This is a genomic window from Arcobacter sp. L (genome assembly GCF_000284235.1).
Lineage (GTDB): Bacteria > Campylobacterota > Campylobacteria > Campylobacterales > Arcobacteraceae > Aliarcobacter > Aliarcobacter defluvii.
This window is the reverse complement of the sequence record NC_017192.1, coordinates 1,727,532-1,748,779: the sequence shown is the minus strand read 5'-3', so window position 1 is coordinate 1,748,779 and position 21,248 is coordinate 1,727,532. Positions and strand designations below refer to the sequence as shown.

Annotated in this window: 17 protein-coding genes; 11 read left to right on the top strand and 6 right to left on the bottom strand. The window is 24.7% G+C overall.

All coding sequences use genetic code 11. The features are described 5' to 3' along the window. The first annotated feature begins 53 nt into the window (after positions 1-53). The 9 genes from ABLL_RS08705 to ABLL_RS08665 all read left to right on the top strand — a co-directional run bounded on the left by ABLL_RS08705 (position 54) and on the right by ABLL_RS08665 (position 10,531). On the top strand, positions 54-656 hold the full coding sequence (locus ABLL_RS08705) for a transglutaminase-like cysteine peptidase (protein ID WP_014474425.1): 603 nt from the start codon (positions 54-56) through the stop codon (positions 654-656). Continuing rightward, complete coding sequence (locus ABLL_RS08700) at positions 653-2,551, top strand: LapD/MoxY N-terminal periplasmic domain-containing protein (RefSeq protein WP_014474424.1); 1,899 nt, start codon at positions 653-655, stop codon at positions 2,549-2,551. The genes ABLL_RS08705 and ABLL_RS08700 overlap by 4 nt, the downstream gene beginning before the upstream one ends. A gap of 80 nt (positions 2,552-2,631) precedes the next feature. Beyond that, positions 2,632-3,666, top strand: a complete 1,035-nt coding sequence (gene aroB, locus ABLL_RS08695) for a 3-dehydroquinate synthase (protein ID WP_014474423.1) — start codon at positions 2,632-2,634, stop codon at positions 3,664-3,666. A 1-nt stretch (position 3,667) separates the two neighbouring features. Next, positions 3,668-5,413: a mechanosensitive ion channel family protein gene (locus ABLL_RS08690; protein ID WP_014474422.1), complete on the top strand. Its 1,746-nt coding sequence runs from the start codon at positions 3,668-3,670 to the stop codon at positions 5,411-5,413. Between the two features lie 17 nt (positions 5,414-5,430). Beyond that, the gene (mtaB, locus tag ABLL_RS08685; RefSeq protein WP_014474421.1) at positions 5,431-6,699 is read left to right on the top strand and encodes a tRNA (N(6)-L-threonylcarbamoyladenosine(37)-C(2))-methylthiotransferase MtaB; all 1,269 of its coding nucleotides are present in this window, start codon (positions 5,431-5,433) and stop codon (positions 6,697-6,699) included. Then, positions 6,680-8,149 (top strand): AAA family ATPase, encoded by a 1,470-nt coding sequence (locus tag ABLL_RS08680; RefSeq protein WP_041655211.1) that lies wholly within the window; start codon positions 6,680-6,682, stop codon positions 8,147-8,149. The genes mtaB and ABLL_RS08680 overlap by 20 nt, the downstream gene beginning before the upstream one ends. Next, positions 8,139-8,654: a pimelyl-ACP methyl ester esterase BioV gene (gene bioV, locus ABLL_RS08675; RefSeq protein WP_014474419.1), complete on the top strand. Its 516-nt coding sequence runs from the start codon at positions 8,139-8,141 to the stop codon at positions 8,652-8,654. Before ABLL_RS08680 ends, bioV begins: the two co-directional genes overlap by 11 nt. Then, on the top strand, positions 8,651-9,187 hold the full coding sequence (gene mog / locus ABLL_RS08670; protein WP_014474418.1) for a molybdopterin adenylyltransferase: 537 nt from the start codon (positions 8,651-8,653) through the stop codon (positions 9,185-9,187). The genes bioV and mog overlap by 4 nt, the downstream gene beginning before the upstream one ends. Positions 9,188-9,196: 9 nt before the next feature. Continuing rightward, entirely contained in the window at positions 9,197-10,531 is a 1,335-nt protein-coding gene (locus ABLL_RS08665; protein WP_014474417.1) for a DASS family sodium-coupled anion symporter, read from the top strand. Between the two features lie 35 nt (positions 10,532-10,566). On the opposite strand, the gene ABLL_RS14730 is transcribed toward ABLL_RS08665, so the two are convergent. After that, positions 10,567-11,037, bottom strand: a complete 471-nt coding sequence (locus tag ABLL_RS14730; RefSeq protein ID WP_014474416.1) for a hypothetical protein — start codon at positions 11,035-11,037, stop codon at positions 10,567-10,569. A 120-nt stretch (positions 11,038-11,157) separates the two neighbouring features. Here ABLL_RS14730 and ABLL_RS08655 point away from each other — a divergent pair, with 120 nt between their 5' ends. Beyond that, positions 11,158-13,362, top strand: a complete 2,205-nt coding sequence (locus tag ABLL_RS08655) for an endonuclease MutS2 (RefSeq protein WP_014474415.1) — start codon at positions 11,158-11,160, stop codon at positions 13,360-13,362. A gap of 12 nt (positions 13,363-13,374) precedes the next feature. On the opposite strand, the gene ABLL_RS08650 is transcribed toward ABLL_RS08655, so the two are convergent. The 3 genes from ABLL_RS08650 to ABLL_RS08640 all read right to left on the bottom strand — a co-directional run bounded on the left by ABLL_RS08650 (position 13,375) and on the right by ABLL_RS08640 (position 17,431). Further along, entirely contained in the window at positions 13,375-13,773 is a 399-nt protein-coding gene (locus ABLL_RS08650; RefSeq protein WP_014474414.1) for a DUF6858 family protein, read from the bottom strand. Between the two features lie 20 nt (positions 13,774-13,793). After that, positions 13,794-14,342: a hypothetical protein gene (locus ABLL_RS08645; RefSeq protein ID WP_050989848.1), complete on the bottom strand. Its 549-nt coding sequence runs from the start codon at positions 14,340-14,342 to the stop codon at positions 13,794-13,796. 89 nt (positions 14,343-14,431) lie between these two features. After that, the gene (locus ABLL_RS08640) at positions 14,432-17,431 is read right to left on the bottom strand and encodes a DUF748 domain-containing protein (RefSeq protein WP_014474412.1); all 3,000 of its coding nucleotides are present in this window, start codon (positions 17,429-17,431) and stop codon (positions 14,432-14,434) included. Between the two features lie 113 nt (positions 17,432-17,544). On the opposite strand from ABLL_RS08640, the gene dapE reads away from it, so the two are divergent. After that, a complete protein-coding gene (gene dapE, locus ABLL_RS08635; protein ID WP_014474411.1) occupies positions 17,545-18,645 on the top strand; it encodes a succinyl-diaminopimelate desuccinylase in 1,101 nt (366 codons plus the stop codon). A 24-nt stretch (positions 18,646-18,669) separates the two neighbouring features. Here the strand turns inward: dapE and ABLL_RS08630 are convergent, their stop codons facing one another. Together ABLL_RS08630 and ABLL_RS08625 are read right to left on the bottom strand one after the other, a co-directional pair. Then, entirely contained in the window at positions 18,670-20,556 is a 1,887-nt protein-coding gene (locus ABLL_RS08630) for a 7TM diverse intracellular signaling domain-containing protein (RefSeq protein WP_014474410.1), read from the bottom strand. A 2-nt stretch (positions 20,557-20,558) separates the two neighbouring features. Beyond that, a complete protein-coding gene (locus tag ABLL_RS08625) occupies positions 20,559-21,236 on the bottom strand; it encodes a response regulator transcription factor (RefSeq protein ID WP_014474409.1) in 678 nt (225 codons plus the stop codon). Between the last annotated feature and the right edge of the window lie 12 nt (positions 21,237-21,248).

Below are 21,248 nucleotides of genomic sequence, written 5' to 3'. Positions count from 1 at the left end.
AAAGAAGAGATAAATTTCTTTTATCTCTTTATATATTTTGATACAATATTTTTATGAAAATTTTTATAATCGTTTTATTTTTAATCTTTACAAGTTATTCAGCAGATTTTGCAAATGATTCTCTTATTCAAAAAGTGGAAAAGAAATATAATAAATTTGCAAAAAATAGATTTGTAGCATTAAATAAGTTATTGAAAAAATTAGAAAATAGTGATACAAAAACAAAACTTGAAAAAGTAAATGATTTTTTTAATGCTGTAAAATATGGTGATGATAAAGATATTTATGGAATTAGTGATTATTGGGCTTCTCCTTATGAATTTTTAGCAAAAGATAAAGGAGATTGTGAAGATTATGTTATTGCAAAATATTTTGCATTAAAACACTTAGGAATTCCTACATCTAAAATGTTTTTAAGTTATGTTAGACTTGAAGGAGCAAAAGATGCTCATATGGTTCTTACATATTTTGAAACACCAACATCAGAACCCTTAATCTTAGATAGTATAAGAAAAATAATTTTTCCTGCATCAAAAAGAAGTGATTTAAAACCAATTTATAATTTTAATCCAAATATTTTGGATAAAGGTGGTAAAACAGCAGCTCATAAAAAATGGGATGTTGTATTAAAAAATTTTAGGGAGAACAAAATATGAGTTTATTTAAACAAGTTTCACTTGTATTGTCATTTATTTTTGCAATATTATTTATACTAATAACAGTAGTTTCATTTAAAATAATAAAAGATTCAACAGAAAAATCTCTATATGAAAATGTTCAAAATAGTGTATCAAGTATAAGTTTATCAATTACAAATGCTGGAACTGATATAAGTTCTATCAAAACAGTTATAAATGCAACTTTTGATAATGGAAATTATGAAAAAATTGTTTTCAAAGATGTAGATGAAAATATCATTTATGAAGTAAAAAAAGAGATAGTTCTAGATGAAAAAGATATTCCATTTTGGTTTATCAAATTGATAAATATTGGAGAAATATCTGCTAAATCTACAATTTCAAATGGTTGGAATGTATTAGGAAATATAGAAATATATAATGATAGAACTATTTTTTATCATCAAATATATTCTATTTTTAATAATCTTATTTTCTCTTTATTATTAAGTTTTACTCTTTTATTAATTATTTTGTTTTATCTATTTAGATATATGTTAGAACCTCTTTCTACTATAAAAAAACAAGCAGATGCTGTAATAAGGAATGAGTTTATCATTCAGAATAATTTACCTTTTACTTTAGAATTTAAATCAGTAACTTTAAGTATAAATAGTATGATAGATAAAATTGAAAAAATGTTTGAAAATACAAATAGTGTTTTAAAATTAAACAAAGAACTTTTATATTTTGATGAAGTGACAAAACTAAATAATAGAAAATATTTTATTTTGAAAGCAAATGAATATTTAGATAAATATAATCCAAATAATAAAGGTTTTGTTGCAATAGTATCACTAAAAGTTGATATTTTAAACAAAATGTTTGGATATGAAAAAACAAATGATATTTTACTAAAACTTTCAAATCTAATGAAAGAAGAGTTTCAAAAAGATTCAAATTTAGTAGTAAGAATAAATGGTTCTGAATTTGTTTTATTACTTCCAAATATAAATGAAGAAAAAGTAAAAGCAGATATTTTAGAGTTCACAAAAAAAGCTTATGCTATTTTAGAAATAATAAAAGAAAAAATGTTTATAGGATTATTTAAATACGAAGCTGAACAAAGTGTTAGTACTCTTTTAACCAAAATGGATTATGTAATTTCACAAGCAAAAGTATATACAGAAAAAGAGTTTTATTTTATAAAAGACATTGATAGATGTATGACAAAAGAAGAATGGATAAAAATAATAAATATTTCACTTGAAGAGGATTATTTTAAATTACTTTATAGAAATGTTGTAGATATTAATTTAAAAGATATTTTACATAAAACTATAAGTTTTGAGTTAAATTATGATGAAGATAGTTTTTCTTATAGAGGATTTATTGCACCTATTTTAGAATTAGGTAGATTAAACGATGTTTATTTGCATATTATAGAAAAGGTTTTAAAAAATAATCATAATAAAAATGAAAATATTTCTATCCAACTACCAACAGTATTTATAGAAGATCTAAATAATTATTCGAAACTTAAAGAGTTGTTTATTTTATATAAAACATTAAATAATCAAAATATTATATTTGAAATAGAAGAAGAAGCATTTAATAAAAATATTAGTAACTCAATTCTTTATATAAATTTATTTAAAGAGTTTGAATTTAAATTTGCAATATTTAATTTTATAGCAAATAGTGATGATTACTCATATTTAAAAGAGTTGAAACCTTCATATATTAAAGCTTCTAAATATTTTTTATTAGAATCAACACAGAGTTTAAATGTATTAAAAATATTGACACAATCTTTAGATATAAAACTAATTGCAACTTCTGTAAATGATATTTCAGAAATAGATATTTTGTCTAAAATAGGAATAAATGCTATTTGTGGTCCTATCATGCAAAATTTAATCGAAGAAAAATAAAAAGAGACTTTTAACCTCTTTTTAGTTTTTTTTTAGCTATTATAAAATCCTTATTAAATAAATAATTTGGATAAATAAAAATGACTGTTAAAATAACTTTACCCCATGATAATTCATATGATATTTTTATAGATGAACTGAAAGATTTATATTTTGATAGAAAAGTTGTGATTGTTACAAATCCAACAGTTAGTGGTTTTCATTTAGAATATTTAAAATCAAAATTAAAGGCTCGAGAGTTAAGTATTTGTACTATTCCAGATGGTGAAGAGTATAAAAATATGGAAACAATAGAGTCTATATTGGCTCACTGTTTTACAAATAGACTTGATAGAAAATCTTTACTTATTGCATTTGGTGGTGGTGTAATTGGAGATATGACTGGATTTGCATCTTCAATTTATCAAAGAGGAATTGATTTTGTTCAAATTCCAACAACATTACTTTCTCAAGTTGATGCAAGTGTTGGTGGAAAAACAGGAATAAACAATAAATTTGGAAAAAATTTAGTTGGAACTTTTCATCAACCAATTGCCGTTTATATTGATCCCTCTATGCTTAAAACTTTACCAAAAAGAGAGTTTGGAGCAGGTGTTGCTGAAATAGTTAAAATGGCAGTAACTTTTAATAAAGATTTTTTTGAGTGGCTTGAATCTCATGATTTAAATGATGAAAAAAATATTCAAATAGCAATTGCAAAATCAGTTGAAACAAAAGCAAATGTAGTTTCACAAGATGAAAAAGAACTTGGAATAAGAGCTGCTTTAAATTATGGACATACTTTTGGTCATGTAATAGAAAATGAAACAAATTATAATACATATTTACATGGTGAAGCAGTTGGTATTGGTATGTGTATGGCAAATGCACTTGCAGTAAAACTTGGATTTATGAGCAAAGATGAAGAATTAAGAGTAAAAAAATTACTTGAAAAATATGATATCCCTACAACTTATAAAATTAAAAATGTTGAAGATTTTTATGAACATTTCTTTTTAGATAAAAAATCTTTAGATAATAAAATCAAGTTTATTTTACCTATTGGTATTGGTGATTGTAAAATTACTAATGAAGTTACAAAAGATGATGTTATTGAGATTTTAAAAGGTTTTTAAATTGATTAAAAAATTAGGAATTTTATTATTATTTATTTGTTTTGCATTTGCAGTTGAAGATACAAACAATACTGTTGGTAAAAAAGACAAAGCAGAAGTTAAAAAAATTGAACAAAATATAATGCAAGAGAAACAGCAAGAAGCTCAAAAATTGGAAGAAGAAAAAAAACTTCAAGAAATAGAAGAGCAAAAAACTAAAGAGCAAAATATGCAAAATATCGCTCAAATAAATATTTTGCTTGAAAAAATTGCAAGAATAGATTTTGAATTAAAAGATAATATTTTATTAAAAAGATATTCTAACTATTTATCTTATAGTAAAATTTCAGCTGAACTTGAAAGTTTAAAAGATAGTTTAAAAAGAAAATCAAATACAACAGATGAACAAGTATATCAATTACATAATAAAATTCGTGTAAAAGAGAATGAATTGGAGTTGATTGATGAATATAAAGGTTCACCAATTGGGGCTTTGATAAATCCTCCTGAAATTGAGAAATATGAAAATATCACAAATCCTTTTGGAATAATAAATGCTTTATCTCATATTAAGAAACTTGAAAATAATAAAAAAATGTTTAAAAACTTAGATTATGAAATAGATAATTTAGTGACAAAATTAGAAGAAGAGTTAGTTATTTATTTAGAATTATTTAATCTTGATTCTAAACCAGAATATAAAGATAAAATTACTTTTTTAGATAAACAAAAAAAAGACTTTTCAATGGTTTTGGATATTGTATCTACTACAGAAGAAGTATATACAAGAAAAATTGAGCAAGTTATTTTAGAAATAAAAAATCAAGTTTCTCAACAAGGACAAAAGTTATTAATCATTTTTATAATAATAGTTGTTTTATCAATATTTGCTTTTTTAGTAAAACTTGCACTTAAAAAATATTTTTCTCAAAATGAAAACTATTATATGATAAACAAGATAATCAATTTTACTTTGGTATTTTTGATTGTGATGGTAATTTTATTTTCATATATAGATAATGTTTCATATCTTGTAACTATCCTTGGATTTGCATCTGCCGGGATTGCTATTGCTTTAAAAGATTGGTTTATGTCTATTTTTGGTTGGATGGTTATTGTAACATCTGGGTCTATTCAAGTTGGAGATAGAATCAAAGTTAGTAAAGGAAATGTTGAAACTGTTGGAGATGTTTTAGATATTTCTTTATTTAAAATCACAATTAGAGAAGATATTACTTTAACTTCATATACAACAAATAGAAGAACAGGAAGAATTTTCTTTATTCCAAATAACTATATTTTCTCTGAATTAATAGCAAACTATACCCATTCAGGTTTAAGAACAGTTTGGGATGGAATTGATATAGCAATTACTTTTGATTCAAATCATAAAAAAGCACAAAAAATAGCAAGAGAGATTTTAAAACATTATTCAAAAGGTTATACAGATATAACAAGAAAACAACTTTCAAAAATGAGAAATAAATATCAATTGCGTGCAACTGGAGTTGAACCAAGAGTATTTACATTTGTTGAACCTCATGGAATAGTAATATCTTCTTGGTATTTAACAAATTCTTATGCAGCACTTGTATTAAGAAGTACGATAAGTCCAGAAATACTTGATGCATTTATGAAAGAAGATGATATTCATATTGCATATCCAACTCAACAAATTAATATTAATAGAACAGATAATGCGTATGGTCCAGCAATGAAAAGTAAAAGAGTTCCAAAAGATTTGGAAGACGAAATAATAAGAAGATAATTAGGAAATAAAGATTTATGAATTTTTCACAAACTAAACCAAAAGTATATTTTAAAACTTTTGGTTGTAGAACAAATGTATTTGATACTCAAGTTATGATGAGTAATTTAAAAGATTTTGAAGTAACACAAGAAGAAAAAGATGCTGATGTAGTTGTAATAAACTCTTGTACAGTTACAAATAGTGCAGATAGCACAGCACGTGGTTATATAAACTCTTTAAAAAAACTTCCAAAAACTCCAAGAGTTGTTTTTACTGGATGTGGAGTTTGGACAAAGGGAGAGACACTTTTTAAAGAAGATAAAGTTGATTCTTTATTTGGTCATTCTGAAAAAGAAAAAATCAATGAATTATTACTTCAAGAAGAGAGATTTTTTCAAGCTGGTGATTTAACTCATATTGATGAAACAATCGTTGAAGAGTTTGTTGGTAAGAGTAGGGCATTTATTAAAATCCAAGAAGGTTGTGATTTTAGATGTTCATATTGTATTATTCCTTATGTAAGGGGAGATGCAAGAAGTTATAGTGAAGATAAAATTTTAGAGCAAGTTACAACACTAGCTTCAAATGGTTTTGGAGAGTTTATTTTAACTGGAACAAATGTTGGAAGTTATGGAAAAAAACAACATACAAGTCTTGCAAAACTTCTTAAAAAAATGGCACTAATTAAAGGTGTTAGACGTATAAGAATGGGAAGCATTGAACCTATTCAAATTGATGATGAATTTAAAGAGTTGATAAATGAGCCATTTATGGCAAAACATCTTCACATTGCACTTCAACATACTTCAAAAGAGATGTTACAAATTATGAATAGAAGAAATAAGGTTTTATCTGATTTAGAACTTTTTGAGTTTTTAAGAGACAATGGTTATGCTTTAGGAACTGATTTTATCGTTGGACATCCAGGAGAGACTGAAAAAATTTGGAAAGAAGCTATGGAAAATTTACATAAATTTCCTTTAACTCATGTTCATGCTTTTACTTATTCAAAAAGAGATGGAACACCAAGCGCAACAATGAAACCAGAGATAAAAGGTGATATTGCAAAAATCAGATATAATGAACTAACTAGCATAATAGAACAAAAAAATTACGATTTCAGAAAAGCCAATACAAAAACTTTAGAAGTTTTAGTTGAGCAAGAAAAAAATGGAAAATATATAGGTTTAGATCAATTCTTTAATCAAATTGAAATCGATTCTCCTGTTGATTTAGTTGGAGATTGGGTCTTTTTAGACGATTATGAAGTGAGGCTTGAAAAAAATGTTGCAAGATTCAAATAACAAAAATATAGATAAAAATTTTAAATTGATGGCTATGTCAGCAGTTGTACTGTTGATTTTATTTTTGTATACAATATATAAAAGTAGTTCTCATATTGAAGGAACATCTTATTATATAGGAATTATTTTTTTATTTTTACTTCTTTTTTTTGCTTTATTCTTAAAATTAAAACAAGATAAAGTAAGAGCTTTTTTAAATAGAAATAAAAAAGAATCAACAACTTTTGAAAATGAGCTTACAAAAAGTAAAGCAAAAATTTCAACTGATGATTTAAATTCAAATATTCAAGCAGTAACTTCAAATATAACTTTTAAAGATATAGCTGGAATTAAAGAGATAAAAGAAGAACTTGAAGAGATAGTTGATTTTTTAAATAACCCAAAAAAATATCTTGAATTTGGTGTTAAACTTCCAAAAGGTGTCCTTTTAGTTGGACCTCCAGGTGTTGGAAAAACTTTGATTGCAAGGGCAGTTGCTGGTGAAGCTGATGTTCCATTTTTTTATCAAAGTGGAGCTAGTTTTGTACATATTTATGTGGGAATGGGTGCTAAAAAAGTGCGTGAACTTTTTGCAAAAGCAAAACAAAGTGCTCCAGCAATTATTTTTATAGATGAGATTGATGCTGTTGGAAAAGCAAGAAGTGGTAAATCAAATGATGAAAGAGAATCAACACTAAATGAACTGTTAACTCAAATGGATGGATTTGATGGAGATAGCGGTGTTATCGTAATTGCAGCAACAAATAAAATAGAAGTTTTAGATGATGCATTATTACGTGCAGGAAGATTTGATAGACGTGTTCATGTAGGCTTACCAAATATTGAAGATAGAAAAAAAATCTTAGAGTTATATTTAAATGGTAAAAATTACGAAATAAATATAGATAAATTAGTAAACGAAACAGCAGGTTTTAGTTCAGCAAGTTTAGCAACACTTATAAATGAAGCTTTATTAAATATGATTAAATCTAATAAAAAAATATTAGATAATGATGATATTGAAGTTGCAAAAAACAAGCTTGAATTTGGTAAAAAACAGTTAAAAATACTTGATGATAAGCAAAAAGAAATTCTTTCAATTTATCAAGCAAGTAAAGCATTTATTTCAAAAACAAAAGTTGCTTTATTTGATGAAAGTGTACAAAAGTTAGCTCCAACTTATCCATCTTATCATGAATTATGTGAAAATATCAGAAGAGATTTATCTGGATTTATAGGTGTTGAAGTTATTAAAAAAGAGAAATATGCAATAAATCATGAGGATTTAGAATCTGCTGAAAAAACAGCAAATGAAATAGTAAAAAAATATAAAATGGCAAATTCAATAGATGAACTTTTAATAAATGTAAAAAACGATTTAAGAACTGAATTATCGCAAAATAGCGATGAGATAATTAGATTAAAAGATATTATGTTGAAAAATGAGGTAATTACTCTTGATGATTTCTAAAAGTTTTTTTTCTGGTTTTTGTTTTTCTAATGAATCAGAACTTTTTAATGAATATATTATAAGAAATGATTTTACAATTTCTGGTTTTTCTTATGGAGCTATAAAGGCTTTTGAAGAAGCTTTAAACACACAAGATAGAGTTGATAAACTTCAACTCTTTTCACCTGCCTTTTTTCAAAACTTTGATGAAAAATTTAAAAGAACACAACTTATGTATTTCAAAAAAGATGAAAATACTTATGTCCAAACTTTTTTAAATAATGTAATTTATCCTTCAAATAAAGATATTTCAAAATATTTTAAATTGGGAACAGCTCAAGAACTAGAAGAACTTTTAACATATGTTTGGAATGAAGAAAAACTTCAAAAATTAGTAGATAAAGGTGTAAAAATTGAAGTTTATTTAGGAGAGGATGATAAAATAATTGATTCTTTAAAAGTAAAAGAGTTTTTTCAAAAATTTGCAACAATATATTATATAAAAGAGAAAGGACATTTATTATGAATAAAGAAATAGCAAAAATTGGAATAATAACTGCAAGTGATAGAGCAAGTGCTGGTATTTATGAAGATTTATCAGGAAAAGCTATAATTGATACATTAAATAGTTATTTAATATCTTCTTGGGAAAGTGTTTATAGATGTATTGCAGATGATCAAAAAACTGTTGAAGATACAATGAAAGATTTAGTAGATAACGAAAAATGTTGCTTAGTTGTAACAACTGGTGGAACAGGACCTGCTAAAAGAGATGTTACACCAGAAGCGACAGAAGCTGTTTGTGATAGAATGATGCCAGGATTTGGAGAATTAATGAGAGCTGAATCTTTAAAATTTGTACCAACTGCAATACTTTCACGTCAAACAGCAGGTTTAAGAGGAAGTTCTTTAATAGTAAATCTTCCAGGAAAACCAAAATCAATAAAAGAGTGTTTAGATGCTGTTTTTCCTGCAATTCCTTATTGTATTGATTTGATGGAAGGTCCATATTTAGAGTGTAATGAAGAAGTTATAAAAGCTTTTAGACCTAAGAAATAAAGGAAAAATTTGAAAAATATATTTATATCAATTCTTGTATCTATAGGATTTTTTCTAGTTGCAAGTTCATTTTTTACAACTCAACACGCTACATTAATTGCTTTAATTGCATTACTTGTAATTTTATGGACAAATGAAGCTTTACCAATAGGTGTAGTATCTTTACTTCCAATTATTTTATTTCCAGCTTTTGGTTTGATTGATGTAAAAACAGCCACAACAAACTATTCTAATCCAACTATATTTTTGTTTATGGGTGGATTTATGATAGCAATTGCAACACAAAAAATAGATTTACATAAATATATTTCAAATAAACTTTTGACAATTTTTCCTAAAACTCCAAGAGGAATGATATTCTCTTTGGCTTTTACATCAGCACTTTTAAGTTCAGTTTTATCAAATTCTACAACAGCACTTTTACTTATACCAATTGCAATATTTTTAACTGAAAATATCAAGTTTAAAGCTAGACTTGCTTTATCAATCGCTTATGGATGTAGTATAGGTGGAATTATTACTCCTATTGGGACACCGCCAAATTTGATTCTTTTAGGATTTATGCAACAACACTCACTTGAACCAATTGCATTTATCCAATGGATTTTATTAACAGCGCCTTTAGCTTTAATTATGTTAATAATAATACCATTTTTACTATCTTTAGGTTTAAATGATGTAAAACTTGATAATACAGTTGAACATACAGAAATTTTACAAAAAGATCAAAAAAGATTGTTATATATCTTATTGGGTTTAATTGTATTATTACTTGTAAATTCAAAAATTGAACCTTATTATTCAGGTTTAGGACTTAATGAAACAGCAATTTTATTAGGTTTTGGTTTATTGATGTTTGTACCAAAAATTGGATTTATTGAGTGGGAAGATGCAAAAAAAATTCCTTATGAAATTATCTTTTTATTTGGTGCAGGATTTACTATTGCTACAGCTTTTTCAAAAACAGGATTAGCAAATGAAGTTGCAAATTATATGTTATCATTGACAAATTTACCTGTGATTATACTTATTTTAATGGTTGCAGCATTAATAACATTTACAACTGAAATTACTTCAAATACTGCACTTATTTCAATAGCTCTTCCTATTATTTATTCTTTAGGAGAAGTTACAAATATAGATATGACTCTTATTTTAATGGTTGCAACAATTTGTGCAAGTTATGCTTTTATGCTTCCAATTGCAACTCCACCAAATGCTATTGCTATGAGTAGTGGAGCTGTAAAAGTAAAAGAGATGGCAAAATTTGGATTTTTTATTAATATTTTAGCTATTTTAATGGTTACTTTTATAGCATTAATTTATTGGCAGTATTTCATCTAGTAGATTTTAAAATCCTAGCTTTATAAAAGCTAGGATTATTTGAAAATTTCCATAATCATATTTGTACCTTGGGCAACTCTGAAAACTTTATCTTCAACTCTATAAATATCACTATTTTTTACAAATGGATAATTTTTAGAATTTATCATTGTTCCACTTCTTAAGATTCTATCATCAGCAATTTGACCTTTTGCAAGTTTTTTTTGCCAACCAGAAGGTAATGTTCCATCTTTTTGAACTTTCTTTTCTAAACCTTTTGGTAAAAATTTTTCTTTTTCAGTAAGTCCTTTATGATATTTTTCTTCTTCATAATCTTTATAATTTTTATATTCTTTTTTACTTTTTTCTTTGATATTATTTTTGTGTTCTTTTACATTTGGTTCTATATAGTCTTTATATTTTCCTTTTAAAGGTTCTTGTAAAATATTTTCATCTTTTTTTGCATATAATGAAGATGATAACAGACTTAGTGTAACAAGTGAAATAACAATTTTTCTACCCGACATATCTACTCCTTTTTTAATATGCTATTATTTTAACATTAAATTGTGAACTAATGTGAAAGGATATTTTTCTTGTAGATATATTCATAAAAATATTATAGCCTTTTAGATATAATTCCCGCCATGGAAAAAATACTAAAAAAACTAGACTTAATCGATTATATTGATAGTTTTTCAAAGCTATTAGCAAGAGAAAAATCTATTATTTTAGAAGGTGATATTAACCTTCATTTTAAACTTATAAATGAATTATCAAAATTTGATTTTAAAGCACCTAATAAAGTAGAAAATCTTGATAGTGCACTGATGCATATACAAAAACAAGGTATTTTAAAAATTTATGAGATTTTTGAATTTATAAAAATAATAAACTATTTTAGATATTTAAAAAGATTTAATTTTGATGGGAAGATGCTTGAATGGCTAGATAAAATTATCATTCCAACAGATGTTATAAAAATATCTGATTATTTTGATGATAAGGCAAATCTAAAAGATGGAATAGATGAAGATTTTGACAATATCAAATATGCAATTTCAAAAAATAAAGAAGCAATAAAACAAAGCCTTTATAAGATTATAAATTCTTCAAAAGTTAGAACTTATTTAGTTGATTCTCAAGTTCATTATATAAATGGTGAAGAGGCTTTACTTGTTCGTGGTGGATTTAATCATGTTCTTAGTGGAAGTGTAATTGATAGATCAAATTCTGGATTTTTTTATGTTGTTCCTCATAGTATTTCTGAGTTAAAACAAAAACAAAGTGATTTAAAAAATAAACAAGAAGAGATTTTATATAAAATTTGTAAAGAGATTTCATCTTTATTTGAAAAAAATCTTCTATTTTTAAAGTTTTTAAATAAAGAGTTTGATAGGTTTGATCATTATCAAGCAAGACTGTTTTTTGCAAAAATGGGAGATAAAAATTTTATTCTTCCTTCAAAAAATGATGTTAATAGACTTGTTGATTTTTGTCATCCAGCCTTACATAATCCAAAACCAATTACAATTGATTTTACAAAATCCGTTGTAATGATTACAGGAGTAAATGCGGGAGGAAAAACAATGATGTTAAAATCAATTTTATCAGCTGTTTTTCTTTCAAAATATTTACTTCCATATAAAGCTCATCATGATACAGTTGTTAGTAATTTTAAATTTATTAATGCAGTTTTAGATGACCCTCAAAGTGTAAAAAATGATATTTCAACATTTGCAGGTCGTATGGTTGAGTTTTCAAAACTTTTTAGTGCAAAAAATGCAATTGTTGGAGTAGATGAGATTGAACTTGGAACTGATTCAGATGAAGCTGCAAGTCTGTTTAAAGTAATAATAGAAGATTTAATTCAAAGAGATATTAAAGTTATTATTACAACTCACCATAAAAGATTAGCAGCACTTATGGCTTCAAATGATAATGTAGAATTAGTTGCTGCACTTTATGATGAAGAGAATCAAAGACCAACTTATGAGTTCTTACAAGGAACAATTGGAAGGTCTTATGCTTTTGAAACTGCTTCTAGATATGGTATTCCACTTAGTGTTGTAAAAAGAGCAAAAGAAGTTTATGGTGAAGATAAAGATAAGTTAAATGAACTAATAGAAAGAAGTAGTTCATTGGAGAGAGAATATAAACAAAAAATTACAAAACTTGATGAAGAAATTGCAAATATGCAAAGAATTACTTCTAATTTAAAAGAGCAAAAAGAAAAACTTGATGAACATATTTATAGTGAAAAATCAAAACTTCACAAAGAATATAGTGATGCAAGAGATGAAGCGAAAAAAGCTATAAAAGCCAAACTTGTAAGTGAATCTCATCAACATCTAAATATTGCTCATCAAAAAGCAAAAGAGATTAAAGTTGAAAAAGTTCAAGAAGTTGTTGAGTTAGCTGTTGGAGATAGAGTTAAATATAGAAATACAAAAGGAACAATTGTTTCAATAAAAGGAAATAAAGCTTACATTGAAAATGACATGGGAATGAAAGTTCAAGTAATGTTAAGTGACTTAAGTAGAAGTGGAAATCCACCACCTCCAAAAATTCCTTCTAAAAAAGCAACTGTAACTATTCAACGACCAGAAACTGGAAGTATAAAACTTGACCTTCATGGACAAAGAGCAGATGAAGCAATTGAAAATTTAGATAAGTTTTTAAGTGATGCTTTACTTGCTGGATTTGAAGAAGTTTTAGTTTATCACGGAATTGGAACTGGAAAATTGGCATTTGCAGTAAAAGAGTTTTTGAAAAAACATCCAAAAGTAAAAGGTTTTGAAGATGCTCATCCAAGCAGTGGAGGATTTGGAGCTAAAGTTATAAAACTTTAGTTTCCAAATTTTTTAATAAATATAAGTTTTTAGAGATTTAACAAACTCTTCCATTGTTTTATTTGCATTTTCATTTGGTGCTTCTAAAAAGTTTAATATAAATGAATCTTCTGTTTCACAAACACCGATGCTTCTAGGTCTAACTGCCATTACTTCAGGAGTTGGTAACTCTTTTCCAAAACAAAAAATTATATTTTTTGCAGCTTTTATTTTTGGATTAATTTCTCCATCTTTCAATGAACTTGTATGTTTGTATTGATCAAAAATTGCTATAAAAGCAATAACAGGGTGAGCATCAATTCTTATTTGTAAAGCAGAGATAATCTCATCTACACTTTTATAAGTTAGTTCACTTTTTTTATATTCTATTTCAAAAATATGATATTTATCTTTAAAAATTTTTTGTTTCATTTTTTTCCTTTAATTAAATTTTAGTCAATCAATAAAAATGAATTTATAGCACAATTCATTCTATCTTCCAAATCTTTTGCATCTAAATCCATATAATCTATTTGGATTTTATAAACTAATTTTTTGTCATATTTAAAATCAAACATCAAATAACCTGCATATTTTTTTGCTTCACTATTTTTTTTCCCACTATCTGCTTTATCATTTTCATAAATATAGTAGTTTATAGAAAGTTTTTTATCCTGTATTTGTTGTTCATTTTGAATTAAATATTTATTTATAATATTTTGTAAAATTTTGTCACTTTGTTCTTTAGTTAGAATATCAATTAAATGGCTTTTCATATATTTTGAGTATTCAATTGAAGAATTTATTTCATAATTTCCTGCTTTGAAGGCTTGAATTGCTTCTTTTATAGGTTCTTCTACAAATATTTTTTCAAAAGTTGTAGTTTTTATTTGACATTCTACTCTTTTACTTTTTGCACTATGAGAAGCTTTTGTGAAAACAGCATAAAAAATCAAACTAAATAAACATATCACAATTATGGGTATTATTTTATTAAACATTTTATCCCTTTTATTAATTTGGAGGATAATAACAAATAAAGAATAATAAGTCAATATTATTCTTTATTTATAAGTAAATTTAATAATTCTTATTTAAGTTGTTCGATTTTTAAATCTATTGAAGAATTTGAAGTTAATATTTCATCTATTAAAATAATTTGTTTTTTATTGATAGATTTCTCTTTTACTAAATACTCTTTGATATTTAAAATTCTATCTTTTGCAACTTTTTCAAGTTCAGAAATTTTGATAGTTTCTTTTGAGATTAAAGCATCAATTTGTTCTTTTTTTAGATTTCTATCATCATCTTTTCTTGCAAGATATTTTTTCTCTTTTAAGGCTTGTGTTTCTTTATCTTTATCATAAGAAGCTTGAAGTTTTATAGCAATATCTTGTTTTGCAGTTAAAATTTGAGCTATTTTGTCTAAAGTTTCTTTTTGAATAGGAGTAATTTCACTCTCTAAAGAGTCGAATTTTACACTTTTTATTTCATCTTCATTAAAATTAAATATAGCTCCAAGTAATGAAAAAGGAGCTGTAACAGCTTTTGTAATTAGATTTACAAAAGCTTTCCATAAAATTGCTCCAATAGAAAATTGTGGATCATCTACATTACCAGAAATAGGAAGATTTATATCTATAACACCATCTGAATCTTCAAGTAAAGATATTGCAATTCCTAATGGTAAAGATACTGCATCAGGACTTTGTACTTCATTTCCTAACTCTAATTTTGTAATAACAATATTATTTTTTGCATCAAGATTAGATTTATCAATATTATATTTTAAATCTAAATCAAGTTTCCCACTTTTTAGTTCACGACCAATAAATTTCCCCGTATAAGGTGTGAAGTTTTCCATGGCTATATTTTGGAATTTCATATTTATATCTGTTAAAAACTTTATATTATTTGGATTTACGATTCCTGTGATTTTTGCAACTCCATATTTATCAACAACACCATTTAACTCAAGGTTTGTTTTACTTGATTTTGTATTTTTTATTTCAGAAATTTTTCCATTTAGTTTAGAAACAGTTGTTTTAAATGAAATTGGTAAATTTTTATCTTCAAAATCAAAGATTGCATTATTGATATTAACAGGTCCAATGTTTAGTTTAGTTTTACTTGTTGATGCTTTATTATTATCTACTTTTGTATTTTTTGTTGTTTGTATAACACTTTCTTCTGTAGTAGTTGATATGTTTTTTGGCAGAATTATTGAAATATGTGGATTATTTAAATCAGTTTTTTCTATTTTAAATAGATTTTTTTGATTTGATAATTTTTTAATTCTTAAGTCCAGATTTTTTGCTGCAATTTTAGTATTATTTTCTAAATTTATAAAATCAAGATTTGGATTTAATAATCTTATATAATCTATTGATATGTCACTACCTTTATTTGATAGTTTATTTATGCTTAACTCTAGGTTTTTTGCTTTAACATCTAATTTGTTTATCGAATCTTTGAAATTTATATTTGGTTTAGAAAGTTTGATCTCATTAACTGTAATTTTTTCATTATTAAATAAAAAATCATTTAAATTTAGATTGATATTTGTACTTTCTACTTTCATTTTTGAGTTTTTATCTTCAAAATTTAAGTTAGGTGTTTTTAAAGAAGAGTTTTTTAAAGATATTTTATTTCCATCTATTTTTAGATTAGTTACAGCTAAATTAAGATTTTTTGAGTTTATATTTAGATTTGATTTTTTTTCATCAAAATTTAAATTCTCTTTTGAAAGATTAATAGAATCAATATCTATAATCGAGTTATTCAAAGATAAAGTATTTAGGTTGATTTTCGTATTTTTTGATTTTATATTTAATTTATTTGTATTATCAATAAAACTTAGATTTGAATTATTTATGTCAAGAAAATTTAAATCAATTTTTGAATCAACTATTTTTAAATTTTTAAGATTTAAAGTTGTAGCTTTTGCATTTATTAAACTATTATTTGTTTTATCATCAAAATCAAAATTTGTTGTAGCTTGAATATTTGAAAGATTTAAAATCCAAGGTTTAGATATATTATTTTGTGTATTTTCATCTTTTTGTTCAGTTTTAATTTCTTCTTTTGAAGGTTCACTTTTTATTAAATTAGCAAAATTTATTCCATTTTTATCTGAAATCATATTTGCATTTAAAGTATCTATATTTATTCCATCAAGTTTAATATTTTGATTGATTAAATCAAAATCAAATCTTTTTATATCAAGTTTTTTTAATGAGGCTATTGATTTATTATTTTGTTTTAAATCAATATTATTAATTTCTAGTTTTTCACTATTTAATTTTAAATCAAAATCTTTTGTAGTATCTATATTATAGTTTAAAACAAGATTTATATTTGCATCTTCATTTAAATTAAAATTAAAAAAATCTTTTTTAAAGTCTAATAACTCTTTTATTTTTAGATTTGATATATCAATTTTTCCATACATTTTAAATGGTTCAAGTTTAAATGCTCCTCCAATTGCTACATTTGTATCTTCATTTATTCTAAATGTTAAATTATTTGAAGATAAAGCATCTTTATATGTACCTAAATCATATATAGTATAATCAATATCTTTTAAAGTAAGAGTAAAAGGTTTTTCATCTATATTGCTTGTAAAATTAATATCTGCATTATTTAAATCAATTTTTGAAATAAGAAATTTAATATCAAATGAACTAGAACTCTCTTCTGTTTTTTCAGGTGTAGGTTTTACAAGTTTTGTAAGATTTAGTGTTCCATCTTTATTTTCTAATATATTTAAATAAAGTTCATCTAAAAAAATATTTTGAAAACTGATATGTCTTTTTTCAATAGAACGCATTAGCGCAAAATCAACATCTAATTCTTTAAAAGAAATATCTGAATTATTGTTTTCATCTGAAAGTTTAAAATTATGAATTTTTAAAGCAATTGTAAATGGATTAAATTCTATTTTCTCAATAGAAGTTTTTGTAGTTAGATTTTCATCTAAATTTTTGATTAATTGGTCTTTTAAAATAATTGGAATAAGTTTAAATCCTATAGTTATATATACTAAAAGTATAAAGCATAACCAATAAAATGATTTTTCTAATTTTCCCACCTGAAGTTCCTTTTTTGTAATTAAATAACAAAATTAAAAATTTTTTTAACTTTTTTATTATAACAAAATAAAGTTAAGTTAGCTAAAATTCCCCGTAATTAAAAGGATATTAAATGACTATTATAGAATTATTTCAAAAATTATTAAGATTTAAATCATTAACTCCAAATGATGATGGAGCATTTGATTTTATAGAAGAGTATTTGGGAGCTGATTGGACTTGTATTAAAGTTGATATGGAAGGTGTAAAAAATAGATTTTATTATAAAAAATTCAATAAAAACCCACAACATCTTTGTTTTGCAGGTCATATAGATGTAGTTCCAACAGGAGAAGGTTGGAGTGTTGATCCTTTTGCTGCTGATGTTATAGATGGAGTTATAACTGCTAGGGGTTCTCAAGATATGAAAAGTGGAGATGCTGCTTTTTTATATGCTTGTAAAAATGCAAAAAATTTTGATGGAACTTTATCTATTTTACTAACTAGCGATGAAGAAGGGGAGGGAACTTATGGAACTATTAAAATGCTTGAGCATTTAAAAGAGATAGATATGATTCCAAACTATGCAGTTGTAGCAGAGCCAACTTGTGAAGTAGTTTTTGGTGATGCAATAAAAGTTGGAAGAAGAGGAAGTATAAATGGATATTTAACAATCCAAGGAAAACAAGGACATGCGGCATATCCAGAAAAAGGAATAAATCCAGTTCATCAAATTGCACCTCTTTTAGAAAAAATTGCTGGATATGATTTGGATAATGGAGATGAATATTTTGCTCCAAGTAAACTGGTAATCACAGATATAAGAGCAGGAATGCAAGTAACAAATGTAACACCAAATAAACTTGATTTGATGTTTAATGTTAGAAATTCTACAAATACAAAAAAAGAAGATGTAGAAGCTTATATAGAAAAAGTTTTTGGACATTTAAATTATAGTTTACGAACAACGCAAGGCTCATTTCCATTTGTTACAAATAAAGAATCAAAAGTTGTGAAGGCTATGGAAAACTCAATTGAAGAAATTTTAGGAGTTAAAACAAAACATAGTACTGCTGGTGGAACAAGTGATGCTAGATATTTTGGAGCATTTGGTATAGAAGCTATTGAATTTGGTGTTATAAATGATACTATTCATAGTGTAGGGGAGAGAACAACTGTAAAAGAGGTTGAAGGTCTTACAAAAGTTTTTGAAAATCTTATAGAAAAATTTTAGAAATATTAAAATCATAAACTATTTTTAGTTTATGATTTCTTCTTTTAAAGGAAGAATAAACATAAAAGCTAATCCTTCTTTTGTTTTTTCTGCTTTTATTTCACCTTCTAATCTTTTTGTTATCAATTTTTTTGCAAGTGCCAATCCAACTCCACTACCTTCTTCTTTTTTAGAACTAAAATTTAAATCAAAAAGTTTTTCTATATCAATATTTTTTGTTCCTCCACCATTGTCTTCTATTTTTATAACTATTTTATTTTTATTTTTTTTCACAGATATAAAAATTTCTCTATTTGAAGTTTTGAAATTTTTAAGTTGATATATTGCATTTTCTAAAACAATCATTAAAGCATTTAAAAAACTTCCTTTATAACCATAATAAGATAAAGGTTCAACAGCTTTTATAATACTTATTGAGTTTGATTTAATCGCATCTTTTATCATTCTTAGAAGTGATTCTATCTCTTCTTCTATATTGAAATTTTCTTTTGATGATGGATTTGAGTAAAAATTATAAATATCATCAATTGTATGATTTAAAAATGTAATACTATATTTCATCTTAGGTAAAGTTTCTTTTATCGTTTTATCAAAATTATTTTTATCAAGTTCATAGATAGCTTCAAGCAAAAATATTTGCGAACCAAGTTGTGCAATAGGTGTTTTCCATTGATGTGTTATATTTGCAATATTTTGTCCTATTGTTGTAAATCTTGCTTGTGAAATCAAAAGTTGTTCTGTTTCATTTTTTCTTTGTTCAATCTCTTTTAGTCTACTAAATAAAGCAAGAGATAAGAAAATTACATCAAGAATAATACCAATAGGAACAATAACCCAAATATATTCAAAAGATTCAAAATATCCAATAGTAACCATCACAACATAAACAACTAATAATAAGTAAAAAACTTGCCCAAATAAATAATACATTGCTCCTGAACGTTTATTTTTTATTGCCCAAATAGAAATAAGAAGTAAACTAGGGATACTAATAAATGTTATAAAATCTGTATATTTTGTAAAATATCGAATCTCTGGGTTAGTAAATGAAAAAGAGTAAAGTATTACAGTACATATATCAATGATTAAAATTGAAATAAAATATTTAAAAATAAAAGTCTCTTTTTTAGGTTTAAAAAATAAAATAGGAAATAAAATAGTGAATACTTGTGTTAAGAAACCAATTATCCAATTTAGATTATTTAGATATTGTAAATTCACGTTTTCAAATATTTGATATGCTACTCCATTTACGCAAAGTTGGTAAGTTGCAAAAGATAAAGACATAAAAATATAGTTTAAAAAAGCAAACTCTTTTATAGAAAAAAATAGAACAAGATTATAAAAACATAAAGTAAATATTATACCTATAAAAATACCCCAAACAGTCGATTCGATATTTTCAAATTTTTCAAATGTTACTCTATTTTGCAAAGTCCAAAGAGTTGAAATACTACTATAACTTTTATGCATTATGTAAAAATCATAAAGAGTTTGTTTTTCAAGATTTAAATAAAAAGTGCTTTTTTTTGTTTTTAGTTCTCTATTTTTTATATCTCTCATATCTCCAAGTTCAATTTTTTTATAAAAACTTCCATTTTTGAAAATATATACATCTATAATATCAACGCCAGCTTTACTATTTTTAAAAAAGATCTCTTTTGTATCTAAAGTATTATTTAAAATAGAAAATCTCGACCAAATATGGCTTTTTGTTGCTTTGAAGTTTGTTTTAGAAATATTTTTAAAAGGTTCATTTTTTATTTCATCTATAGTTTTGTTATGATTTTTGTCAATATAAGTATCACTAAATGTTTCAAGAGAAATTTGTGGAATATTATTTTTTTCTAATATAAAAGTATTAGAAAATGAAAAAGATATAAAAAACAGTAAAAAAAGAATTATTCTCATATTTAATTACTTTTTAGTGAATAACCGAGGTTTTTATGATTTTCAATTAATTCTTTTCCTATTTTCTTTCTGAGTCTATAAATAAGATTTTTTAAAGCATCCTCTCCATGATTTTGCTCTTTCCATATAAAAGCAATCAATTCTTCTTTCATTACTAATTGATTTTTTTTATTAAATAAGTATTCAAAAACTTCTATTTCAAGGGCAGTTAATTCAATCTTTTTATCATTTACAAATAATAATTTCACATTTGGATCATAAAAAGTTGTTTCATTTATAATATGTTTGATATTAGTATATTTTTCAACTTCTTTTTTACATTCATATAATACTTGAAATAATTTTTCATAAATTATAGGTTTTTCTAAATATTGCATAAGTTTTAAAGGAATACATTTTAAAAGTTTCTCTTTTTCAGTATGGTTACTAAGTATTACAATAGGTATTGTTTCTGAAAGTTCTCTAATTTTTACTATTAATTCATAACCATTTAAATTAGGCATTTCATAATCAGTTAAAATCATGTGAATTTCATTTTCTTTAAATATTTCTAAAGCTTCAGCTCCATTTGAAGCAGTATAAACCTTTTGAAATAAAAGAGATAATATTTTGCTAATATTTGCTTGAACTTCAAAATCATCTTCTACATATAAAATTGATAGGTTTTTAAAATTTGTCAAAAAAAGCCTTAA

Excerpts from the sequence above, each read along its gene's own strand:
- aroB (WP_014474423.1), top strand. The coding sequence starts at position 2,632 with ATGACTGTTAAAATAACTTTACCCCATGATAATTCATATGATATTTTT.
- dapE (WP_014474411.1), top strand. The coding sequence starts at position 17,545 with ATGACTATTATAGAATTATTTCAAAAATTATTAAGATTTAAATCATTA.
- ABLL_RS14730 (WP_014474416.1), bottom strand. The coding sequence starts at position 11,037 with ATGTCGGGTAGAAAAATTGTTATTTCACTTGTTACACTAAGTCTGTTA.
- ABLL_RS08650 (WP_014474414.1), bottom strand. The coding sequence starts at position 13,773 with ATGAAACAAAAAATTTTTAAAGATAAATATCATATTTTTGAAATAGAA.
- ABLL_RS08630 (WP_014474410.1), bottom strand. The coding sequence starts at position 20,556 with ATGAGAATAATTCTTTTTTTACTGTTTTTTATATCTTTTTCATTTTCT.
- bioV (WP_014474419.1), top strand. The coding sequence starts at position 8,139 with ATGATTTCTAAAAGTTTTTTTTCTGGTTTTTGTTTTTCTAATGAATCA.
- ABLL_RS08705 (WP_014474425.1), top strand. The coding sequence starts at position 54 with ATGAAAATTTTTATAATCGTTTTATTTTTAATCTTTACAAGTTATTCA.
- mtaB (WP_014474421.1), top strand. The coding sequence starts at position 5,431 with ATGAATTTTTCACAAACTAAACCAAAAGTATATTTTAAAACTTTTGGT.
- ABLL_RS08680 (WP_041655211.1), top strand. The coding sequence starts at position 6,680 with ATGTTGCAAGATTCAAATAACAAAAATATAGATAAAAATTTTAAATTG.
- mog (WP_014474418.1), top strand. The coding sequence starts at position 8,651 with ATGAATAAAGAAATAGCAAAAATTGGAATAATAACTGCAAGTGATAGA.
- ABLL_RS08700 (WP_014474424.1), top strand. The coding sequence starts at position 653 with ATGAGTTTATTTAAACAAGTTTCACTTGTATTGTCATTTATTTTTGCA.
- ABLL_RS08645 (WP_050989848.1), bottom strand. The coding sequence starts at position 14,342 with ATGTTTAATAAAATAATACCCATAATTGTGATATGTTTATTTAGTTTG.
- ABLL_RS08655 (WP_014474415.1), top strand. The coding sequence starts at position 11,158 with ATGGAAAAAATACTAAAAAAACTAGACTTAATCGATTATATTGATAGT.